Here is a 21,484-nt window from a genome sequence, read left to right on the forward strand (position 1 = left end):
GGTTACATTCCGAACCCGGAAGCTAAGCCTTACAGCGCCGATGGTACTGCAGGGGGGACCCTGTGGGAGAGTAGGACGCCGCCGAACAATCATTCGAGAGAAGCCCCCGCCGGGTGAACCTGGCGGGGGCTTTTCTGTTGTAGGGTCAACGTGCATTGTCATCACACGGGACAGGAGGCCCCCGGGTGGAGGTCCAGGAGACGCGGGTCCAGACCGATCGCGTCCTCACCATCCCCAACCTGCTCAGCATGGGCCGGCTGGTCGGCGTTCCGCTTTTTCTCTGGCTGATTCTCTGGCCGGTTTTCGACGGCCCCAACAACGATGGTTGGGCGCTGCTGATCCTGATGCTGAGCGGTGTCAGCGACTACCTCGACGGGAAACTCGCGCGGCGGTGGGGGCAGGTCAGCCGGGTGGGGCAACTGCTCGATCCGCTGGCCGACCGGCTCTATGTGCTGTCCACGCTGGTCGGTTTGACCTGGCGTGAGATTCTTCCGTGGTGGGTGACGGCGATTCTGCTGGCCCGGGAAGTGTTTATCGGCGCGCTGCTGCCCATTTTGAACCGGCACGGTTACGGGCCGCTCCAGGTGAGTTTTCTGGGGAAGGCCGCGACCTTCAATCTGATGTACGCGTTTCCGCTTCTCCTGCTCGGCAGCGTGGACAGCTGGATCGCGCGGCCGGCCGAGGTGGTGAGCTGGGCCTTCATCTGGTGGGGGACCACGTTGTACTGGTGGGCCGGTATTCTTTACGCGGTTCAGGCCAGGCGGATCACCCGAGCGGGCTCGACGGGCTCCGCGTCCGCAGTCTGAGACGTGATCTGAGAGAAGTCCCACGCCGCATCGGTGCGTCGGACGATACCTTCCGGGTAGGGATCCCTCTGGAACGGTTTGATGGACCTGTAGGTCCACCACCGCAAAGGAGGACGCACCCGTAATGAAAGCCGTTGTCATGGCAGGGGGCGAAGGAACCCGACTCCGCCCGATGACCTCAAGCATGCCGAAGCCGCTGCTTCCGGTGGCCAATAGGCCGATCATGGAGCACGTGCTTCGGCTGCTGAAGCGGCACGGCCTCTCCGACACCGTCGTCACCGTCCAGTTCCTGGCCTCACTGGTCAAGAACTACTTCGGTGACGGCGAGGACCTGGGCATGCATCTGACCTATGCCCACGAGGAGACGCCGCTAGGCACCGCGGGGAGTGTCAAGAACGCCGAGGACGCGTTGAAGGACGACTCCTTTCTGGTGATCTCCGGTGACGCACTGACCGACTTCGACCTCTCGGAATTGATCGACTTTCACCGCAGCAAGAACGCGCTGGTCACCGTCTGTCTCACCAGGGTGCCGAATCCCCTCGAGTTCGGTATCACGATCACGGACGACGACGGACGGGTCGAGCGCTTCCTGGAGAAGCCGACCTGGGGGCAGGTCTTCTCGGACACTGTGAACACCGGTATCTACGTGATGGAACCAGAGGTCTTCGACTACGTCGCAGCAGGTGAGTCCGTCGACTGGTCGAGTGACGTCTTCCCGCAATTGTTGAAGGAGGGCAAGCGGGTCTACGGCTACGTCGCCGAGGGCTACTGGGAGGACGTGGGCACCCACGAGAGCTACGGCAAGGCCCAGGCGGACGTTCTGGAGGGCAAGGTCGACGTCGAGCTCGACGGGTTCGAGATCTCGCCGGGCGTCTGGGTGGCCGAGGGTGCGGAGGTGGACCCGGAGGCGGTGCTGCGCGGGCCGTTGTACATCGGGGACTACGCCAAGGTCGAGGCCGGCGTCGAGATCCGCGAGCACACCGTGCTCGGCAGCAACGTGGTGGTCAAGCGCGGGGCCTTCCTCCACAAGGCGGTCGTGCACGACAACGTCTACATCGGGCCGCAGAGCAATCTGCGCGGCTGCGTGGTCGGCAAGAACACCGACGTGATGCGGGCCGCCCGGATCGAGGACGGCGCGGTGATCGGGGACGAGTGCCTGATCGGCGAGGAGTCGATCATCGGTGCGAACGTCCGGGTCTATCCGTTCAAGACCATCGAGGCCGGCGCCGTCGTCAACACGTCGGTGATCTGGGAGTCCCGCGGCCAGGAGCACCTGTTCGGTGTCCGTGGAGTGTCGGGGATCCTGAACGTCGAGATCACCCCGGAACTGGCCGTGCGGTTGGCCGGCGCGTACGCCACGACCTTGAAGAAGGGGGCGACCGTCACCATTGCGCGTGACCACTCGCGTGGTGCGCGTGCGCTCAAACGGGCGATGATTTCGGCGCTCCAGACGTCGGCCATAGACGTTCGCGACCTGGAGAACGTGCCGATGCCGGTGGCCCGGCAGCACACCGCGCGGGGGAGTGCGGGCGGGATCTTCCTGCGGACCACGCCGGGGGTGCCCGACTCGCTGGACATCCTCTTCTTCGACGAGCGCGGGGCCGACCTCTCGCAGGCCGGCCAGCGCAAGCTGGATCGCGTGTACGCGCGCCAGGAGTACCGGCGGGCCTTCCCCGGTGAGATCGGGGACCTGACCTTCCCGTCCAGCGTCTTCGACTCCTACGCGGGCAACCTGCTGCGGGCCGTCGACACCACCGGGGTCCGGGAGGCCGGACTGAAGGTGGTCGTGGACACCGCGCACGGCAGCGCCGGCCTGGTTCTGCCGAGCATCCTCGGGCGGCTCGGAGTGGAGGCGCTCACCGTCTCCAGCGGGCTGGACGAGGCGCGGCCGACGGAGGACGCGGAGGAACGGCGGGCCGGGCTAGCCAGGCTCGGCGAGCTGGTGGCCTCTTCCCGGGCGGCCTTCGGCGTCCGCTTCGACCCGGTCGGCGAGCGGGTCGCATTCGTCGACGAACTGGGCCGGGTGATCGACGACGACCGGGCACTGCTGGTGCTGCTGGACCTGGTCGCGGCCGAGCGGCGCAGCGGGCAGGTGGCGCTGCCGGTGACCACGACCCGGATCGCCGAGCAGGTCGCCGCGTACCACGGCACCCAGGTCATCTGGACCACGACGACGCCGGACGACCTGGCGAAGGCGGCCGCCACCGAGGGCACGGTGTTCGGCGGGGACGGGCGCGGCGGGTTCGTGGTGCCGGAGTTCAGCGGAGTGCTGGACGGGGCCGCGGCCTTCGTGCGGTTGGTCGGCCTGGTGGCGCGGACCCAGCTCACGCTGAGCCAGATCGACGCGCGCATCCCGCAGGCGCACATCCGTCGCCGGGACCTCGCGACGCCGTGGGCGGCCAAGGGGATGGTGATGCGCTCGGTGGTCGAGGCGGCCGGCAGTCGGCGGCTGGACACCACCGACGGCGTCCGGGTCGTCGAGGCGGACGGGCGCTGGACGCTGGTGCTGCCGGACCCGGCCGAGGCGACCACCCACCTGTGGGCGGAGGGTCCGGACGACGAGGCCACCGAGGCGCTGCTGGACGAGTGGGCGGCGGTGGTCGACGGGGCTGGGCGGTGACGACACCGGCCTGATCGTCCGACGGTCCTGACGGTCGGGGCGCGCGGCATGGTCCGCGCGCCCCGCTGTCCGTTTTCACACTGTTCGCAGTGATCCGTCACTTTGTGTCGTGTGTGCAGCTCAGGGGGTGTGCGTGGGCCCCTTCGCCGACGTGGGACGATGGTCCGCATGCCAGCGACGCCGACGCCGAGTGCCCCGAACGGACGGTACAACCGTCCGGACGCCTCGATGTCCCTGCTGACCAACGTCATGGACCACAGCCTCGACGAGGGCTATGCCGAGGCGGCCGCGGCGCGGGGCGGAGACCACGACAGCCGGATACCCAGGACGGTCCGAGGCCTGCTCACGCTGGGCGCCGGGCTGGCGTTGGTCGGGGTCGTGGTGACGGTCGGCGCGGTGAACGCGCACAAGGCGGAGCCGACGCTGGCCAAGGAGCGGGACGCGCTGATCCACCGGATCAACGACACCAACGGCTCGGCCGACCACCTCCAGCAGCAGGTGCAGGACCTGCGGCGCAAGGTCGAGAGCACGCAGCAGCAGGCGCTCGCCACGGGCGACGGCGACGAGGGCGGTCTGACCGGCGCGGTGGGCCTGGGCGAGGTCGCGGGGCCGGGCGTCAAGCTGGTCCTGGAGGACGCGGCGGGGACCGGCGGCGGGGGGAACGTCGACCCGCGGGCCGGGCAGGGCTTCTCCAACAGCGGCCGGCTGCGGGACCGCGACCTCCAGCTGGTGGTGAACGGCCTGTGGGGATCCGGCGCGGAAGCCGTGGCGATCAACGGCCAGCGGCTCACCGCGCTCTCGGCGATCCGGGCCGCGGGCGAGGCGGTGCTGGTGGACAACCGGCCGCTCGTCCCGCCGTACAACATCCAGGCGATCGGCGACGGGCCGAAGCTGCTCACCGCCTTCGAGAACGACATGGCCGGGCAGTACCTGCGGCTGCTCCAGGAGAAGTACGGCATCAAGTCGACCATGTCCGCGCAGAAGAGCCTGACGCTGCCGGCCGCGGTGGGCGTGACGCTGCGGACCGCCCAGCCGGTCACGCCCGAGCCCTCGCCCCCGGCGTCCCCGTCGGCGGCTTCGGTCACTCCGACGCCGTCACCCACCGCCGGAACCTCCGGGAGCCCGAGCGCGTCCGTTTCACCGTCGGCGGGCAGCACCGGGCGGCGTACGCCGAGCGGGTCCGCGAAGACCACGACAGCCCACTCGTCCACGACGGCCCCGACCGGGTCGTCGTCCGCAGGGACAGGAGCAGCTAGACCGTGATTGCCGTACTGGGTCTCGTGATCGGGGTGGTCGTCGGACTCTTCGTCCAGCCCGAGGTGCCGGACGCCGTCGTGCCGTACCTGCCGATCGCGGTGGTGGCGGCGCTGGACGCCGTGTTCGGCGGCGTCCGGGCGATGCTGGACGGGATCTTCAACGACAAGGTGTTCATCGTCTCGTTCCTGTCGAACGTGGTGGTCGCGGCACTGATCGTCTTCCTCGGTGACCAGCTGGGCGTCGGCTCGCAGCTGTCCACGGGTGTGGTCGTCGTCCTCGGCATCCGCATCTTCTCCAACGCGGCCGCGATTCGGCGCCATGTCTTCCGCGCCTGAGCCGGGCCGCGGGGCGGCGGAGGAGCACGCGGACGGCGGCGGGAAGGCGTTGGAGCGGGCCGCCGAGGCGCCAGGGCCGGAGTCGGCGGCCGAGGTGGGCCCGGCCGAGCCGGTGGACGGGGCCGGGGAGGTCCGGCACGCCGACCAGACCGAGGAGCCGGAGAAGGCCGAGGGGCCCGTAGCGGCGGTGGAGGAGCCCGAGGAGCGGGCTGCGGCGAAGTCTGACGCTAAGCCTGAGCTTGATGCGGAGGCGGCGCCCGCGCCCGCGGTGCGGCTCGCGAAGGCCGCGGCGCCTGAGCCCGGGCCTGCGTCTGAACCCGAGTCTGAGTCCGAGCCCGTGGCGGAGCCGGCCGCGGTGGACCGCAGTGCGGGGCGGCGGCGCCTCAAGGCGGCCCTGTGGCCGCCGCGGATGTCGCGCGGGCAGCTGGTGGTGGCGCTGCTGCTGTTCTCGCTCGGCCTGGGGCTGGCGATCCAGGTGCGGTCGACCAACGACCACCACAGCCAGCTCCGCGGGGCCCGCCAGGAGGACCTGGTGCGCATCCTCGACGAACTGGACAGCCGCCAGCAGCGTCTTCAGCAGGAGAAGGCGGAGTTGGAGCAGTCCCTGGCCAAGTTGGAGAACAGTTCCAACCAGGCCAAGGAGGCCCAGGAACAGACCAGGAAGAAGGCGACGGAGCTCGGCGTGCTCGCCGGTACCGTCAAAGCCACTGGTCCGGGCATCGTACTCACGGTCGATGATCCCCAAGGGCAGGTGAAGGCAGATATGCTGCTGGACACCCTGCAAGAACTTCGAGCGGCGGGGGCGGAGGCGATTCAGATCAACGATGTGCGCGTGGTGGTCAACACCTACTTCACCGACGTGTCGGGCGGCGGGGTGCAGATCGACGGGAAGAAGGTCTCGCAGCCCTATCGGTTCACCGTCGTGGGGAACCCGCAGGATCTGACACCCGCGCTGAACATCCCGGGGGGTGTCGTCCGTACTCTGGAGAGTCACCAGGCGCGGGCGACGATCACCCAGCAGCAGAAGGTGGTCGTCGACGCCCTCGTGGATCTGAAGACGCCGCAGTACGCCAAGCCGGCTTCGAAGTGACGGGGCGCCCGACGAACAGCCCGTCACCCGCGGGCGGCACCCGGTGCGGGGCGCCGCCGTCGCGTGGGCGAGACTGGGTCGTACCAGCACGCACCGGAGCACCAATCGCAGTACCGACCGTCGGAGTACCACTCCAGCAGGGCCGGTCCGCAACCGGGCCCGCAGCCTGTCCGAGGTTCTCACCCTGCCCCGCGGGCGGGTCTGTCACACGCAAGGGGATTCGCCCGTGAGTTTCTTCTCGAAGTTGTTCGGTCGTAACAAGGGCCGTGGCGCGGCCTCCGTCGAGGCGCCCACCGCGCGGCACCGCCGGCCCGAGGACGAGGCCGCCGTGCCGGGCATGCGCCCCGCTCCCGAGGGGGCGGCGTACGCCGAGCAGCAGCTGTTCCGGGACGGCGCGGCCGCCCAGTACGCCGGGAATCCGGTGGGTTACGGCGCGTCGGTTGACCCTTCCGGCGACCCGCGCATAGGTTTCCAGTCAGGACCCTCAAGCTCTGGTGGAGGGTTTGCCCCGGACCCGTACGCCGGGCACAACCCGTCGGGTGTGCCGCGCCAGGAGGCTGTGAACATGGCTGGCCCCACTCCGTGCCCCAGGTGCGGCAACCAGAACCCGGCTGCGGCCCGGTTCTGCTCCAACTGCGGTACGGCCCTGCGCGGTGGCCTGCTTCCGGAGGGGGCGGCGGAGACCACGTCGACCATCTCCATCTCCGGCCTGGAGTCGTACGACCCCAACACCACGACCGGCACCGGCGCCACGCCGGCCCTGTCGGCCGAGGTGCTGTCGGCGATCGACGCGCTGCCGCCGGGCTCGGCCCTGCTGATCGTCCAGCGCGGTCCGAACTCGGGCAGCCGCTTCCTGCTGGACTCGGACGTCACCACGGCCGGCCGTCACCCGCAGGGCGACATCTTCCTGGACGACGTCACGGTCTCGCGGCGCCACGTGGAGTTCCGCCGGACGCGGGCCGGGTTCAGCGTCGCGGACGTCGGCAGCCTCAACGGCACCTACGTCAACCGGGAGCGGATCGACGAGGTGTCGCTGAACAACGGTGACGAGGTGCAGATCGGGAAGTACCGGCTGGTGTTCTTCGCCGGCCACAACCGGGGGTACTGAACCCAACGTCGGTAGGAGCCCGAGTGAGTACGAATACCCCTTCATCTTCTCTCGGGGCGGCCACCCCCGCATCGTCCGGTCCGCAGGCGGACCGCGGCGGGCGCGGGGTGGTCGCGGGCCCCAGGCAGCCGATCCGCCCGGACCGGCCGGGTGGGCGGCGGCGCGGCGGTGACGAGCTGCTGAGCATCGGCGCAGTGTTGACCTTCCTGCGCGACGACTTCCCCGAGGTCACCATCTCCAAGATCAGATTCCTGGAGGCGGAGGGCCTGGTCGAGCCGCAGCGCACGCCCTCGGGGTACCGCAAGTTCAGTCCGGCCGACGTCGAGCGGCTGGCCTACGTCCTGCGGATGCAGCGCGACCACTACCTGCCGCTGCGGGTGATCCGCGAGCACCTGGACGCCATCGAGCGCGGTGAGGCACCGCCCGCGCTGCCGTCCGCCGACACCCGGCCCGGGCCCGTGGAGGAGGCGGACCGGGAGCTGGGGGCTTCGGCCGACGTCCCGTCCGGAGTCCGGCTGGGGCGTGCCGAACTGCTGGCGGCCGCCGAGTCCGGGGAGCGCGAGCTCTCCGAGTGGGAGTCCTACGGTCTGGTCGCGCCCGGCCCGGACGGCGGGTACGACGGCGAGGCGCTGCAGGTGGCCCGGCTGGTCGCGGAACTCGGCCGGTACGGGCTGGAACCGCGGCACCTGCGGGCCATGAAGGCCGCGGCGGACCGGGAGATCGCGCTGGTGGAACAGGTGGTGGCGCCGCTGCGCCGGCACCGGAACCCGCAGACCAGGGCCCATGCCGAGGCCACTGCGCGGGAGCTGGCGACACTGTCCGTGCGGCTGCACGCGGCGATGGTCCAGGCCGGTCTGCGCGGCCGCGGATAGCGTCCCCGCGGGGTTCCTGCGGCTGTCCGCCCAGGGCCCCGGCTGACCGCGGTGCACCGCGCTGACCAGGGGCGTCGGCCCTGCGCTTTCATATCCGGGGCCTGAGCCATAGGGTTGCCTGTGTGAATGAGCTCGACGTCGTGGGTGTCCGAGTGGAGATGCCTTCCAACCAGCCGATCGTGCTGCTGCGGGAGGTCGGGGGCGATCGGTACCTGCCGATCTGGATCGGTCCCGGCGAGGCGACCGCGATCGCCTTCGCCCAGCAGGGCATGACGCCGGTCCGCCCGCTGACGCACGACCTGTTCAAGGACGTCCTGGAGGCGCTCGGGCAGCAGCTCACCGAGGTCCGGATCACCGACCTGCGGGAGGGCGTCTTCTACGCCGAGCTGGTCTTCACCGGCGGGGTCGAGGTGAGCGCCCGGCCGTCCGACGCGATAGCGCTGGCCCTGCGCACCGGCACTCCGATCTACGGGAGCGAGGAGGTGCTCGCCGAGGCGGGCATCGCGATCCCGGACGAGCAGGAGGACGAGGTCGAGAAGTTCCGCGAGTTCCTCGACCAGGTGTCGCCCGAGGACTTCGGGGGCAGCGGTCCGCAGTAGCGCGGACCGGATTTCCCTACAGGTCAGGCCGTTGTTTGGCTTGCCGTTTTGCCAAAAACCGTCGACCTACCCACACTAGGGGCACGAAAAACCACTCTCCTGAGTGATGTGGTTTGGCTGGCCCGGCGTGGCGATCGTTGACGGGTCATAGGGGACTGCCTACCGTCAGGAGTGGCTGTCCGGGTGACCGATGCCCGCAGTTCGGGTTGCCCGCAGCACCAGTGGACGGAGGCAGGCATGAGCAGCACCGGCGATGGCACGGCCGTGGGAGGCCTGTGTGCCATGCACCTGCCGCGCACCGCTCGCACCGTGACGGACCTGCCCCGGGTGGGCAGGTTCCCGGCCGTGCAACCGGGTCAGCCAGCCATCGAGCGGCTGGCCCCGACATCCGAACTGATCGGCTACCGCGGTCCGACGGCCTGCGCGGCGGCCGGCATCACGTACCGCCAGCTGGACTACTGGGCCCGGACCGGACTGCTGGAGCCCAGCGTCCGTTCGGCGTACCCGGCCACCAGCCAGCGGCTCTACAGCTTCCGCGACATCCTGCTGCTGAAGATCGTGAAGCGGCTGCTCGACGCGGGCGTCTCGCTGCAGAACATCCGGGTGGCGGTCGCCCATCTGCAGGCGGCCGAGCAGGGCGACCTGGCCGGGATGACGCTGATGTGCGACGGCGCGACGGTGTACGAGTGCACCACGCCGCAGCAGGTGGTGGACCTGCTAAAGGGCGGTCAGGGGGTGTTCGGCATCGCGGTGGGAGTGGTCTGGCGGGAGCTGGAGCTCACGCTCGGGCGGCTGCACGCGGAGCGCACCGACACCGGCGAGACGCTGGTCGGCCACGACCCGTCCGACGAGCTGGCCCAGCGGCGCAACCGGGCGGTCTGACCGCAGAACTGACGAGGCCGCGGGCCCGGACGGGGAACCGTCCGGGCCCGCGGCCTCGTCGTTGCGCCTGGTGAGGCGATCGAGGGAGGGCACGTGGGGCTCGGCACCGGGACAGCGGGTCTGCTGCGGCGTCGGGGCGGGCTGTTGAAGGTCCGGTTCCGGCGGCGGCCCGTGCAGCGCAGGGCCTTCCAAACGGCGACGGTGCTCTGCTCGTTGGCGCTGGCGCCGAGCGCGTGGCTGTGGTGCTCGGCCGGGGACCGGGTCGGCACGGTGGCCAGCGTGCCGTCCGCGCCGGTCGCGGTGGTCTTCGGCGCCGGGCTGGACCAGGGCAAGCCGTCGCCGTACCTGGAGCACCGGCTGAGCGCGGCGCTGGACCTGTACCGGGCGGGGAAGGTGCAGGCGATCCTGGTGACCGGCGACAACGGCCGGGACAGCTACGACGAGCCGGACGCGATGCGGACGTACCTGATCGAGCACGGGGTGCCGGCGGTCCGGGTGGTGGGCGACTATGCGGGCTTCGATACCTGGAATTCCTGCACCCGGGCCCGGCGGGTCTTCGGGGTGGAACGGGCGGTGCTGGTCAGCCAGGACTTCCACGTCCGCCGGGCGCTGGCCCTGTGCGAGGCGGCGGGCATCGACGCGTACGCGGTCGGGGTGCCGGAACCGCACGACGGCACCTGGCTGTACGGCGGGCTGCGGGAGATCCCCGGGGCGGGCAAGGCGGCGGTCAACGCCTGGCTGCGGCCGGACCCGCTGTTCCTCGGCCCCCAGGAGGACGGCATCCCGAAGGCTCTGGCGGACGCCGCGCAGCGCTAGGGACAGGACCTGGGCCCTGCGCGGGTTCGTACGCATTGTCGGACCCCTGCGGGATGATCGGCGGGTGCGATCACTGCCGAGCATCATCCACCTCGACATGGACGCCTTCTTCGCGGCGGTGGAGCAGGCGGCCAAGCCGAGCCTGCGCGGTAAACCGGTGGTCGTCGGCGGGCTCGGCGGGCGCGGGGTGGTCTCCACCGCCTCGTACGAGGCGCGGAGGTTCGGGGTGCACTCGGCGATGCCGATGGCGCAGGCGCGCCGGCTCTGCCCCAACGCGGCCTTTCTGAGCGGCCGGTTCGAGGCCTACCGGCAGGTCAGCGAGCTCGTGATGGGTCTGCTGCGCGAGCTGTCGCCGCTGGTGCAGCCGCTCAGCCTGGACGAGGCCTTCGTCGACCTGGAGGCCGGCCCCTACGGTCCGGTGCTGGCCGAGTCCGACCACGAGACCGGGGAGCGGCTGGTGCTCGCCCTGGCGGAGGACCTGCGGGCGGACATCCAGCGGCGCACCGGGCTGACCGGGTCGGTCGGGGCCGCCGGCTCCAAGCTGATGGCGAAGATCGCCTCCGAGCAGGCCAAACCGGACGGGCTGGTGCTGATCGAACCCGGGCAGGAGCGGGCCGTGCTCGGCCCGATGCCGGTCCGGGCGCTGCCCGGGATCGGGCCGGCCACCGAGCAGGTGCTGCGGCGGGCCGGACTGAACACCGTGGCGGACCTCGCCGAGGCGGGGGAGGGCGAGCTGGTGCAGCTGCTCGGGCGGGCGCACGGCGCCGGTGTGCACCAGATGTCGATAGGGCTGGACGACCGGCCGGTGGTGGCCGATCAGGACGCCAAGTCGGTCTCGGTGGAGGACACCTTCGAGGTGGACCTCGCCGACCGGGATCGGGTGCTGCGCGAGGTGGAGGTGCTGGCCGCCCGGTGCGTGCGGCGGCTGCGCGCGGCCGGGCGGTCGGGGCGGACGGTGGTGCTCAAGGTCCGGCGGTTCGACTTCTCGACGCTGACCCGTTCGGAGACGCTGCGCGGGCCCACCGACGACGAGGCGGTGGTCATCGAGACGGCGCGCCGGCTGGCCTCCCAGGTGGACATCACCGGCGGGGTGCGGCTGCTCGGGGTGGGGGTCGCCCAGCTGGCCGACTACACCCAGGAGGACTTGTTCGCGCAGGCCCTGCGGGAGGAGGCGGCCGAGCACGCGGAGGCGGAGGTCGAGGCGGCGGAGGAGGAGCCGGAGGCGGCCGCGCCGCGCCGCTGGATGCCCGGGCAGGACGTCCGCCATGCCGAGCTGGGGCCCGGGTGGGTGCAGGGCAGCGGTGTCGGGCGGGTCACCGTGCGGTTCGAGACGCCGTGGAGCGGGCCGGGGCGCATCCGGACCTTCGCGGTGGACGATCCGGCGCTGGAACCGGCCCGTCCGCTGCCGCTGTGGGGGGCCGAGGGGCCGGAGGAGACGGGGGCACCCGGGGGGACGGAGGCGCCGGGGGAGACGGGGGCGCCGGGGGTGTGAAACGCGAAGCGGCCCCAACCGGTGGGGGGGAGTACCGGTTGGGGCCGCATACCGTGCCGGACTTCGTGCGGTCGTGATGCCCTCGCGACCGTCCGAAGGCCGGGCCGCCGCGCCCTGTCCCTGAGCGCGGCGGCCGGACGCCTGGTCAGGCGTCGGTCTTGGCCAGCTCGGGGCTGGAGTTCCGCTCGGCCGCGCCGCCCGAGGCGACGACGGTGGCGGCAGACTTGGTGCCGCGGATCAGGAACGGGACGACGCCGGCGACGGCGCAGACGACGGCCGCGACCCAGAACGCGTGCTTGTAGGCGTCCAGGGTGGGCAGCAGCAGCGGGATCTGCGGCGGCAGCTTCATGGTGTCGCCGGTCAGGATGGCGGCCATCACGGCGGTGCCGATCGCGCCACCGACGGTGCGCAGCACGGCGTTCATGCCGTTGGCGATGCCGCTCTGCTCCACCGGGACGGCGCCGTTGATGTAGGCCGGCATCGCGGAGAACGCCAGGCCGATGCCCAGGCCGAAGATCGCCGAGGAGGTGTAGATGTCGCCCTCGTGGCTGTGCCGCACGGCCAGGTAGGCCATCGCGACGGCACCCAGGACGCCACCGAGGACCAGCGGCAGGCGCGGGCCGCGGCGGGCGATCAGCATCGCGCCGACCGGAGCCGCCACCATCGAGCCGATCGCGGACGGCAGCAGCAGCAGACCGGCGTGCAGGACGGTCGCGGTGAAGCCGTAGTGGGTGAGCTTCTCCGGGGTCTGGGCGAAGTTGCTGATCACCATGAACGAGCCGTACATGCCGAAGCCGATCAGCAGGCCGGCCAGGTTGGTGAAGGCGACGGCCGGACGGGACATCATCTTCATGTCCACCAGGGGGTGCGCGACCTTGGTCTCGATGACCCCCCAGATCAGGGCGACGACGGCGGCCACGGCGAACAGGCCGAGGGTCTTGGTCGAGGTCCAGCCCCAGTGGTTGCCCTGGCTGACCGCGACGAGCAGGGCGGAGAGCCAGCCGGCCAGGGTGAGGGCGCCGAGCGGGTCGGCGCCGCCCTCCTTGTCGGTGACCGGGTCGGACGGGACGCGGAACGCGACCAGGGCGACCGCGATCAGGCCGAAGACCAGGCCCATCCAGAAGATCGACTTGTAGCTCCAGTGCTCCAGCAGGAGACCGGTCGCGACCAGGCCGAGGCCGGAGCCGACACCCATCGAGGCGCTGATGGCGGCGACGCCGCCGGTCACCTTCTGCTTGGGCAGCTCGTCGCGGACGATGCTGATCGCCAGCGGGAGCACGCCACCGCCGGCGCCCTGCAGGACGCGGGCGACGACCAGCCAGGTGAAGGAGTGGGTGCTGACCGCCAGCGCCGAACCTGCGACCAGACCGGCCAGCGAGATCAGCAGCATCGGCTTACGGCCCCGGAGGTCGCCGAAGCGGCCCAGCAGGGGAGTCAGCACGGCGGCGGAGAGCAGGTTGGCGGTCATCAGCCAGGTGACGCTGGACGCGGAGACGCTCAGTTCCTTGGCCAGCGAGGGCAGGATCGGGACGACCGCGGTCTGCACCACGCTGAACGACAGCATCGCCAGGATGAGGGCCGGCAGGACCCGGGCGCTGCTCTGCTTCTCGGCCGCGGTGGTGGGCTGTGGTGCCTCACTCACGGTTGCTTCCTCCCGTACATAGTGAATGAACTGAAGTAACCATGCCGGGAGATACTTCAGAGTGTCAAATATCCAGTGGTGACGCTTTGGCAAAATCGAAGGATTCCGGCCGGGCGGCGACCGGGACGGGGCATGCCGAGGGCCCCGGACCGAGAGGTCCGGGGCCCTGGGGGCGAGGGGTCAGGCGAACGGGCGCAGCACGGCCGGGCGGGGGGTCTCGGCCACCGGGGTGGCTGCCGGGGTCGCCGGGGCGGCGGCGGTGTTGTCGTGGACCTCGACGTGCTCGCGGCGCAGCTCGTCCCGGATCACCTCCTCGGCGGTGTAGCGCTCCACCACCAGGCGGACCCGCTCGATCGGGGTGAGGTACTTGCGGACCACCGGGCGCTCCTCGCGCAGGGTGACCTCCTCCACCGCCTCGGCGATCTCCTTCTCGGTGAGCGAGGCGCGCTCGGCCTCGCTCACCGGCATCCGCTCCACCCGGACGCGCTCGCGGACCACCGGGACGCGGCGCTCGACCTGCTCGCTGGTCACGTACTTGCGCAGCTTCGCGGTGCCCACGATGTGCCAGTCCGTGGTGATGTCCAGGCGCTCCTCGCGGCAGGTGATCTCCACCGGGCCGTTGGGGGACGAGGTGGCCGGGCCGGTCGAGCGCTCCGAGACCGGCGCGGCCATGACCGAGTTCGTGGTCGCGGTGGTCGTCACGACCGGGGCGGGCTGCGGCTTGGGCTCGGTCGTCGTGGGGGTCGCTGCGGGCGCGGGGGTGTTGAGGGTCCGCACGTTGACCTCCGTCGCGGTGCCGGTGGGGTCGGCAGGGGTGGTGGTCGGGACGGGGCCGAGGGAGTGGAAGGTGATGGGCTTCACGGGCTCGGCCGCCGAGGTGGTGCCGAAGTCGAGGTCGGGCCGCGTCGGTCGGTCACCCTCGCGGCCGATGGGCCGGTCACCCTCGCGGCCGATGGGCCGGTCGCTGCCCCGGTCGGCTGGGCGGTCGCCGTCCCGGCCGATCAGCCGGTCACCCTCGCGGCCGATGGGCCGGTCGGCGTCCCGGCCGACCGGCCGGCCGTTCGCCGGGGTGTCCAGGCCGTAGTAGCGGTAGAGCTGGAGCTCCTGGGCGGGCGACAGGTGCTGGCCGACGCCGAAGTCCGGCGACTCCTTCACCAGCGACTTGTCGTACGGCACCCGGAGCTCGTCGCCGGAGAACTCGCTGGTGGTGAGCGGGACGAAGGCGTCCCGGCCGAAGATGCCGGTCCGGACGGCTGCCCACTCCGGCTGGCCGGTGGCGTCGTCCAGGTAGACCTCGTCGACCGTGCCGATCTTGTCTCCGTTGCGGTCGACCGCCTTGTGGCCGATGAGGTCCCGGGGATCGATGTCGGTTTGCACTCTTTCCTCCAGTGCGCTGCGCCTGCGGAACTCCCGCAGGACCGTGGCCGGAGCACCCGTTCCGCCTGCCACTTCACACCAAAGGCCATGAATCGGACGGGCGCGACCGGGGTGCGCCGGACGGGCTTCGGGCTGGACCGTCCGGGGGACGCGCGTAGACCCGGAGTGACCCGACGCGGCCGTGATCAGGGGGCCTGCCGCTGGTACCCTGGGCGGCGACCGCCGAGCCCGCTCGGGAGAGTCCCCGGCCACGGAAAGCGCTGGTCGGGGCGCCGAAGGAGCAACTCCTCCCCGGAATCTCTCAGGCATCCGTACCGTGTGGGGTAGGTCACTCTGGAAAGCAGGGCAGGACCGTCGGCAGGGAGCCGACGGCCACCACCCTCACCGACGGTGCAAGCCGGCGGCGTGCCACAGCGCGCCGTGCGGGTGAAGCTCTCAGGTCCCGATGACAGAGGGGGAGGCCTGTCGGGTTCGCCCGCCCGGGTCGAATCGCTGTCCGCAGCGGCTCCGGCCGGTCGGCGTGCGCACCCCCGCCGGTCCGTGACCAGGAGGCCTCGACCACCATGAACGCCCAGCCGAACGCGGGACGCCCCACCGGCGCCTCGACCCTCACCGAGCTTGAGCTGGCCAGCCCCTTCGAGAACCGCCACATCGGCCCCGACGACGCCGCGCAGCAGAAGATGCTGGCGTCCATCGGCTACGGCTCGCTGGACGAACTCGCCGCCACCGCCGTTCCCGAGGCGATCCGCTCCATCACCGGCCTGGACCTGCCCGGCGGCCGCAGCGAGGCGCAGGTGCTCGCCGAACTGCGCGAGCTGGCGAGCCGCAACCAGGTGCTCCAGCCGATGATCGGCCTGGGCTACTACGGCACGTTCACCCCGCCGGTGATCCTGCGCAACGTCATGGAGAACCCGGCCTGGTACACCGCCTACACGCCGTACCAGCCGGAGATCTCCCAGGGTCGCCTGGAGGCGCTGCTCAACTTCCAGACCCTGGTCTCCGACCTGACCGGCCTGCCGACCTCCGGCTCCTCGCTGCTCGACGAGGGCACCGCGGCCGCCGAGGCGATGGCGCTCGCCCGCCGCGTCACCAAGGTCAAGGGCGGCGTCTTCCTGGTCGACGCCGAGACCCTGCCGCAGACCACCGCGGTGATCAACACCCGCGCGGTGCCGACCGGTGTCGAGGTCGTCGTCGCCGACCTGTCGGAGGGCATCCCGGCCGAGATCGCCGAGCGCGGCGTCTTCGGCGTGCTGCTCCAGTACCCGGGCGCCACCGGTGTGGTCCGCGACCTCGCCCCGGTCATCGAGCAGGCGCACGGCCTCGGCGCGATCGTCGCGGTCGCCGCCGACCTGCTGGCGCTGACCCTGCTCGCCTCGCCGGGCTCGCTCGGCGCCGACATCGCCTGCGGCACCTCGCAGCGCTTCGGCGTGCCGATGGGCTTCGGCGGCCCGCACGCCGGCTACCTGTCGGTGCGCGCCGAGTACGCCCGCTCGCTGCCCGGCCGCCTGGTCGGCGTCTCGGTCGACGCCGACGGCAACCGCGCCTACCGCCTGGCGCTGCAGACCCGCGAGCAGCACATCCGCCGTGAGAAGGCCACCAGCAACATCTGCACCGCCCAGGTGCTGCTCGCCGTCATGGCCTCGATGTACGCCGTCTACCATGGCCCGGACGGCCTGGCCGACATCGCCCGCCGCACCCACCGCTACGCCGCCGCCCTCGCCGAGGGCCTGCGGGCCGGCGGCGTCGAGCTGCTGCACGGCGAGTTCTTCGACACCGTCACCGCCGTCGTCCCGGGCCGTGCCGCCGAGATCGCGGCCGCCGCCCGCGCCAACGGCGTCAACGTCCACCAGGACGGCGCGGACCGGATCTCGGTCTCCACCGACGAGACCACCACCCGCGAGCACCTGGCCGCCGTCTGGGCCGCGTTCGGCGTCCCCGCGGTCGAGGTCGCCGAGGGCGCCGACGCGCTGCCGGCCGCGCTGCTGCGCCAGGACGAGTACCTGACCCACCCGGTCTTCCACAGCCACCGCTCGGAGACCGCCATGCTGCGCTACCTGCGCCGCCTGTCGGACCGGGACTACGCGCTGGACCGCGGCATGATCCCGCTGGGCTCCTGCACCATGAAGCTCAACGCGACCACCGAGATGGAGGCCGTCACCTGGCCGGAGTTCGGCCAGCTGCACCCCTTCGCGCCGATCGAGCAGGCCCAGGGCTTCCTCAGCCTGATCCGCGAGCTGGAGCGCCAGCTGGTCGAGGTGACCGGCTACGACGCCGTCTCGATCCAGCCGAACGCGGGCTCGCAGGGCGAGCTGGCCGGCCTGCTGGCCGTCCGCGCCTACCACCACGCCAACGGCGACACCCAGCGCGACGTCTGCCTGATCCCGTCCTCCGCGCACGGCACCAACGCGGCCTCCGCGGTGATGGCCGGCATGCGCGTGGTCGTGGTGAAGACCCTGGTCGACGGCGACGTGGACGTCGAGGACCTGAAGGCCAAGATCGAGCAGCACCGGGACAGCCTCTCCGTGCTGATGGTCACCTACCCGTCCACCCACGGCGTGTACGAGACCCAGATCACCGACATCTGCGCCCTGGTGCACGAGGCCGGCGGCCAGGTGTACGTGGACGGTGCCAACCTGAACGCCCTGGTCGGCCTCGCCAAGCCGGGCAAGTTCGGCGCGGACGTCTCGCACCTGAACCTGCACAAGACCTTCTGCATCCCGCACGGCGGCGGCGGCCCGGGCGTCGGCCCGGTCGCGGTGCGCGCCCACCTGGCGCCGTACCTGCCGAACCACCCGCTGCAGCCGGAGGCCGGCCCGGCCACCGGGGTCGGCCCGATCTCGGCGGCGCCGTGGGGCTCGGCGGCCATCCTGCCGATCTCCTGGGCGTACGTCCGGCTGATGGGCGGCGAGGGCCTCAAGCGCGCGACCCAGGTCGCGGTGCTGAACGCCAACTACATCGCCAAGCGGCTGGCACCGCACTTCCCGGTGCTCTACACCGGCCCCGGCGGGCTGGTCGCGCACGAGTGCATCATCGACCTGCGCCCGCTGACCAAGGAGACGGGCGTGACGGTGGACGACATCGCCAAGCGCCTGATCGACTACGGCTTCCACGCGCCGACGATGTCCTTCCCGGTGGCCGGCACGCTGATGATCGAGCCGACCGAGTCCGAGGACCTGCACGAGATCGACCGGTTCTGCGACGCGATGATCGAGATCCGGGCCGAGGTCGACAAGGTCGGCTCGGGCGAGTGGGCGGCCGCGGACAACCCGCTGCGCAACGCCCCGCACACCGCCGCCGAGCTGGCCGGCGACTGGGCGCACGGCTACTCGCGGCAGGAGGCGGTCTTCCCGGCGGGCGTGAACCCGGCGGACAAGTACTGGCCGCCGGTCAGCCGGATCGACGGCGCGTACGGCGACCGCAACCTGGTCTGCTCCTGCCCGCCGCTGGAGGAGTACGGCGTCTGATCCGGACCGGACGTACGGCAGGGCCCCGACGGCACGTACCGTCGGGGCCCTGCCCGTTGTCGTCGTCCGGCGGCTGCCCCCGCCGGTGCGGTCAGGCCGCGTGGGCGACGGTGCGGCGCGGCGCGATCACCCGGCCGTCGGGCAGCAGCTCTCCGGTGTCCTCGAACAGCACGACGCCGTTGCAGAGCAGGCTCCAGCCCTGCTCCGGGTGGCAGGCCACCGTGACGGCAGCCTCGCGGTCCTCGCACTCGGCCGACGGGCACTCAGGACGGTGCTGGCACATGCGTACCCTCGCTTCGCTCTGCGATCCTCCCCGTGGTGCGGCCGCCGGCGGAGCCGTCGGGAGCCGCCGCGGTAGCCGGATCCTGTCCGCGCGCCGACCAGGTGTTGACCGGCGCTCAAGTGGGTAGGACAGGTGGTCCTTCCACGCTGGTTCCCAGTGTCGGCATCTGCGGACGCGCGCGCAGGGATTTCGTGACATGCGCCACAACTCCCGGGCAGAGATCACCCGTTCAGGTGGGTCCGGCGGGAAAAGGCGCACCGATGGGTCAGCTGCGGCATGGCCCGAGGAGGTCAGGGCGGATGGCCCGTCCGGGTGGTTCGGGCGGATGAGGGCGACGCGCGCGCCGACGGGCCACCGGGTGCTGGCCCGGTGGCCCGTCGGCGTGGGGCCGGCTCAGGAGGAGCCGAGCAGCAGTGGCTTGGCGAGCGGCGCCCGGGCGAGCAGCGGCAGCAGCTCGGCGGCCGGGTAGGCGCGGTGCGCGGTGACGCCGAGTGGGGCCGGGGCCAGCGGGATCAGCTGGTCGGCGGCCGGGCCGGCGTCGGGGCTGTGCAGCCACAGTGCCGTGGCGTACTGCCCGGGGAAGGTCAGCAGCCGGGGCTGCTGGCGGGACCGGGAGCCCTGGGCGAGCTGCCAGGCCTGGCGCAGCGCCCGGACCGTCGAGTCGAGGTAGGGGCCGGCGGTGAAGTGCGAGAAGGTGTGGCCCTCGACGGCCTGGACGACCTCGGCGGCGGCGGCGACCTCGGCGCCGTCCTTGATCAGGAAGCGCCAGCCCGTCCGGCGGGCGGCGGGCAGCTCCGGGCGCGGCCCGTCCAGGACGTGGACGGCGAGGGGGTGCGCGGGGAGCAGCGGGCCGACCGGATGGCGCAGTGCTGCGGCGGCGGGTTGGCGCAGCGCGGTCTCCGAGTCGAGTGCGGCCAGGACGGCGCGCAGGGCGCTCGGCGGGGGCTGGGGGGTCTGCAGAGTCATGGCGGGGTCCGCCTCTCCGTGCGAGATCGGCGTGCGAGTGCGGCATACCGGCGTGGCGCGGTGTGTCATCGGTGACGGGACCTGGCCGTGTCCGGTTGTGCATGATCGCGGTGCCGGCGCGGTCGCCGCCGTCGACGAGGGTTTCGAGGCGGAGCGGGCCGGCCGGAGCGCAGTGCGAATTCTATCGAACAGGTGCGCAGGGTGACCTGTTTATCACAGGCGGTGGCGCCGGGCAAGTCGGCAGATCTGCTGAATATCCGTCAGTTTCCTTGCATTGCAAGCCAGTACAAGCATTCGGGTATCGATCTTCGAGGTGGGCATGATGCTTGCACGGTCGGGTCGGCCGGTGTCTCAGGAGGAGGGGACCGTGGGCGAGAAGGTCGTGGCGACTCGGGCTGATCTGGCGGACCGGCAGCTGTACCGGCGCAAGCTCCAGGCCTGCCTCGACGCGCTGGGGCGGATGCTGCGCGAGGACCGGTTCGACCGGCCGCGGGCGGTCATGGGCCTGGAGATCGAGCTCAACCTGGCCGACGAGGACGGCCTGCCGGCGCTGCGCAACGCGCAGGTGCTGAGCGCGATCGGCTCCAGCGACTTCCAGACCGAACTGGGCCAGTTCAACGTCGAGGTGAACATCGTGCCGCACCGGCTGTGCGGGCACGTCTTCGAGGACCTGCGCGAGGAGCTCGACACCGGGCTGCGCTACGCCGACCGGCGGGCCGCCGAGGCCGGTGCCCGGATCGTCATGGTGGGGATCCTGCCGACCCTGGAGCACGGTCACACCGGCCTGGATGCGATCTCCCACAACCCGCGCTACAGCCTGCTCAGCGACCAGATCCTGGCCGCCCGCGGCGAGGACATCGCGCTGGACATCGAGGGCGTCGAACACCTCCAGCTGGAGACCATCACCATGGTGGCCGAGGCCGCCGCGACCTCCCTGCAACTGCACCTGCAGGTGACCCCGGAACGCTTCTCCTCGGTGTGGAACGCGGCCCAGGCGATCTGCGGGGCGCAGCTCGCGCTCGGTGCCAACTCGCCGTTCCTGTTCGGGCGGGAGCTGTGGCGGGAGACCCGTCCGGTGCTGTTCCAGCAGGCCTGTGACACCCGTACGGCGGAACTCAAGGCGCAGGGCGTCCGGCCGATCACCTGGTTCGGCGAGCGCTGGGTGGACTCGGCGTACGACCTGTTCGAGGAGAACCTGCGGTACTTCCCCGCCCTGCTGCCGATCTGCGACGACGAGGACCCGATGAAGGTGCTCTCCTCCGGCGGCGCGCCCCGGCTCGCCGAGATGCGGCTCCACAACGGCACGATCTACCGCTGGAACCGGCCGGTGTACGACATCGCGGGCGGGATCGCGCACCTGCGGGTGGAGAACCGGGCGCTGCCGGCCGGGCCGACGGTGGCCGACACGCTGGCGAACGCCGCCTTCTACTACGGGCTGGTCCGGGTGCTCGCCGAGCAGCCCCGGCCGGTCTGGACCAGGCTGCCGTTCGAGCGGGCCGACGAGAACTTCCGGCAGGGCGCCCGCTACGGCATCGACGCGGTGTTCCAGTGGCCGCGGTCGGGCCGGGCGGGCCGCGGCGGCGGGCTGACAACGGTGTCCGCCGTCGACCTGGTGCTCAACGAACTGCTGCCGATGGCCCACCAGGGCCTGGACGAGTGGGGCGTGGAGCCCGCCGACCGGGACCGCTACCTGGGGATCATCGAGCAGCGCTGCCTGCGCCGCACCAACGGCGCGGCCTGGCAGAGCGCGACCTTCCACCGGCTGCGCGAGCAGTACGGGATGGACCGCCCGGCCGCGCTCGCCGCGATGACCAGGCGCTACATCGAGCACATGCGCACCGGCGAGCCGGTGCACACCTGGCCGGTCGGGTAGCC

17 protein-coding genes, 1 rRNA gene, 1 pseudogene and 1 riboswitch are annotated in these 21,484 nt (G+C 71.7%); of the genes and pseudogenes, 14 read left to right on the forward strand and 5 right to left on the reverse strand.

Annotated elements, in window-relative coordinates:
* From rrf to AB0R04_RS35600, 12 genes are all read left to right on the forward strand, one after another.
* Nucleotides 1–87: ribosomal RNA gene (rrf, locus tag AB0R04_RS35545) — 5S ribosomal RNA — on the forward strand; the annotation flags it as partial.
* 98 nt (nucleotides 88–185) lie between these two features.
* Nucleotides 186–806, forward strand: coding sequence for a CDP-diacylglycerol--glycerol-3-phosphate 3-phosphatidyltransferase (gene pgsA / locus AB0R04_RS35550; RefSeq protein WP_063350199.1), 621 nt, complete (start codon nucleotides 186–188; stop codon nucleotides 804–806).
* 124 nt (nucleotides 807–930) lie between these two features.
* The gene (locus AB0R04_RS35555; protein ID WP_063350200.1) at nucleotides 931–3,426 is read left to right on the forward strand and encodes a mannose-1-phosphate guanyltransferase; all 2,496 of its coding nucleotides are present in this window, start codon (nucleotides 931–933) and stop codon (nucleotides 3,424–3,426) included.
* Nucleotides 3,427–3,594: 168 nt separating this feature from the next.
* Nucleotides 3,595–4,689 carry a DUF881 domain-containing protein gene (locus tag AB0R04_RS35560; RefSeq protein WP_363377868.1) on the forward strand — a complete coding sequence of 365 codons (1,095 nt, stop codon included), beginning with the start codon at nucleotides 3,595–3,597 and terminating at the stop codon, nucleotides 4,687–4,689.
* Entirely contained in the window at nucleotides 4,686–5,018 is a 333-nt protein-coding gene (locus tag AB0R04_RS35565) for a small basic family protein (RefSeq protein WP_030062488.1), read from the forward strand. The genes AB0R04_RS35560 and AB0R04_RS35565 overlap by 4 nt, the downstream gene beginning before the upstream one ends.
* Nucleotides 5,002–6,108, forward strand: a complete 1,107-nt coding sequence (locus AB0R04_RS35570; RefSeq protein ID WP_363377870.1) for a DUF881 domain-containing protein — start codon at nucleotides 5,002–5,004, stop codon at nucleotides 6,106–6,108. The genes AB0R04_RS35565 and AB0R04_RS35570 overlap by 17 nt, the downstream gene beginning before the upstream one ends.
* Before the next feature lie 226 nt (nucleotides 6,109–6,334).
* Complete coding sequence (locus tag AB0R04_RS35575; RefSeq protein ID WP_079136055.1) at nucleotides 6,335–7,216, forward strand: FHA domain-containing protein; 882 nt, start codon at nucleotides 6,335–6,337, stop codon at nucleotides 7,214–7,216.
* 179 nt (nucleotides 7,217–7,395) lie between these two features.
* Entirely contained in the window at nucleotides 7,396–8,088 is a 693-nt protein-coding gene (locus AB0R04_RS35580; RefSeq protein ID WP_208869207.1) for a MerR family transcriptional regulator, read from the forward strand.
* Nucleotides 8,089–8,210: 122 nt separating this feature from the next.
* Nucleotides 8,211–8,687: a bifunctional nuclease family protein gene (locus tag AB0R04_RS35585; protein WP_063350203.1), complete on the forward strand. Its 477-nt coding sequence runs from the start codon at nucleotides 8,211–8,213 to the stop codon at nucleotides 8,685–8,687.
* 237 nt (nucleotides 8,688–8,924) lie between these two features.
* Nucleotides 8,925–9,569, forward strand: a complete 645-nt coding sequence (locus AB0R04_RS35590; RefSeq protein ID WP_363377873.1) for a MerR family transcriptional regulator — start codon at nucleotides 8,925–8,927, stop codon at nucleotides 9,567–9,569.
* A gap of 171 nt (nucleotides 9,570–9,740) precedes the next feature.
* Entirely contained in the window at nucleotides 9,741–10,385 is a 645-nt protein-coding gene (locus tag AB0R04_RS35595; RefSeq protein WP_363377915.1) for an ElyC/SanA/YdcF family protein, read from the forward strand.
* Between the two features lie 64 nt (nucleotides 10,386–10,449).
* The gene (locus AB0R04_RS35600; protein ID WP_363377875.1) at nucleotides 10,450–11,877 is read left to right on the forward strand and encodes a DNA polymerase IV; all 1,428 of its coding nucleotides are present in this window, start codon (nucleotides 10,450–10,452) and stop codon (nucleotides 11,875–11,877) included.
* Nucleotides 11,878–12,022: 145 nt separating this feature from the next.
* Here the strand turns inward: AB0R04_RS35600 and AB0R04_RS35605 are convergent, their stop codons facing one another.
* The 3 genes and pseudogenes from AB0R04_RS35605 to AB0R04_RS35615 form a co-directional block, all read right to left on the reverse strand.
* Complete coding sequence (locus AB0R04_RS35605) at nucleotides 12,023–13,519, reverse strand: MFS transporter (RefSeq protein ID WP_363377877.1); 1,497 nt, start codon at nucleotides 13,517–13,519, stop codon at nucleotides 12,023–12,025.
* A gap of 180 nt (nucleotides 13,520–13,699) precedes the next feature.
* Nucleotides 13,700–14,191, reverse strand: coding sequence for a DUF2382 domain-containing protein (locus AB0R04_RS35610; protein ID WP_363377917.1), 492 nt, complete (start codon nucleotides 14,189–14,191; stop codon nucleotides 13,700–13,702).
* 390 nt (nucleotides 14,192–14,581) lie between these two features.
* Nucleotides 14,582–14,896: pseudogene (locus AB0R04_RS35615) on the reverse strand (PRC-barrel domain-containing protein); the annotation flags it as partial.
* Nucleotides 14,897–15,119: 223 nt separating this feature from the next.
* A riboswitch (glycine riboswitch) is annotated at nucleotides 15,120–15,223 on the forward strand.
* Nucleotides 15,224–15,459: 236 nt separating this feature from the next.
* On the opposite strand from AB0R04_RS35615, the gene gcvP reads away from it, so the two are divergent.
* Nucleotides 15,460–18,360, forward strand: a complete 2,901-nt coding sequence (gene gcvP, locus AB0R04_RS35620) for an aminomethyl-transferring glycine dehydrogenase (protein ID WP_363377879.1) — start codon at nucleotides 15,460–15,462, stop codon at nucleotides 18,358–18,360.
* 91 nt (nucleotides 18,361–18,451) lie between these two features.
* Here the strand turns inward: gcvP and AB0R04_RS35625 are convergent, their stop codons facing one another.
* Both AB0R04_RS35625 and AB0R04_RS35630 read right to left on the reverse strand, forming a co-directional pair.
* Nucleotides 18,452–18,643 (reverse strand): DUF5999 family protein, encoded by a 192-nt coding sequence (locus AB0R04_RS35625; RefSeq protein WP_063350207.1) that lies wholly within the window; start codon nucleotides 18,641–18,643, stop codon nucleotides 18,452–18,454.
* 393 nt (nucleotides 18,644–19,036) lie between these two features.
* The gene (locus AB0R04_RS35630) at nucleotides 19,037–19,609 is read right to left on the reverse strand and encodes a hypothetical protein (protein WP_063350208.1); all 573 of its coding nucleotides are present in this window, start codon (nucleotides 19,607–19,609) and stop codon (nucleotides 19,037–19,039) included.
* Nucleotides 19,610–19,976: 367 nt separating this feature from the next.
* On the opposite strand from AB0R04_RS35630, the gene AB0R04_RS35635 reads away from it, so the two are divergent.
* On the forward strand, nucleotides 19,977–21,482 hold the full coding sequence (locus AB0R04_RS35635) for a glutamate--cysteine ligase (protein WP_363377882.1): 1,506 nt from the start codon (nucleotides 19,977–19,979) through the stop codon (nucleotides 21,480–21,482).
* The last annotated feature ends 2 nt before the right edge of the window (nucleotides 21,483–21,484 follow it).

Source organism: Kitasatospora sp. NPDC056731 (assembly GCF_040687675.1).
Taxonomy (GTDB): Bacteria; Actinomycetota; Actinomycetes; order Streptomycetales; family Streptomycetaceae; genus Kitasatospora.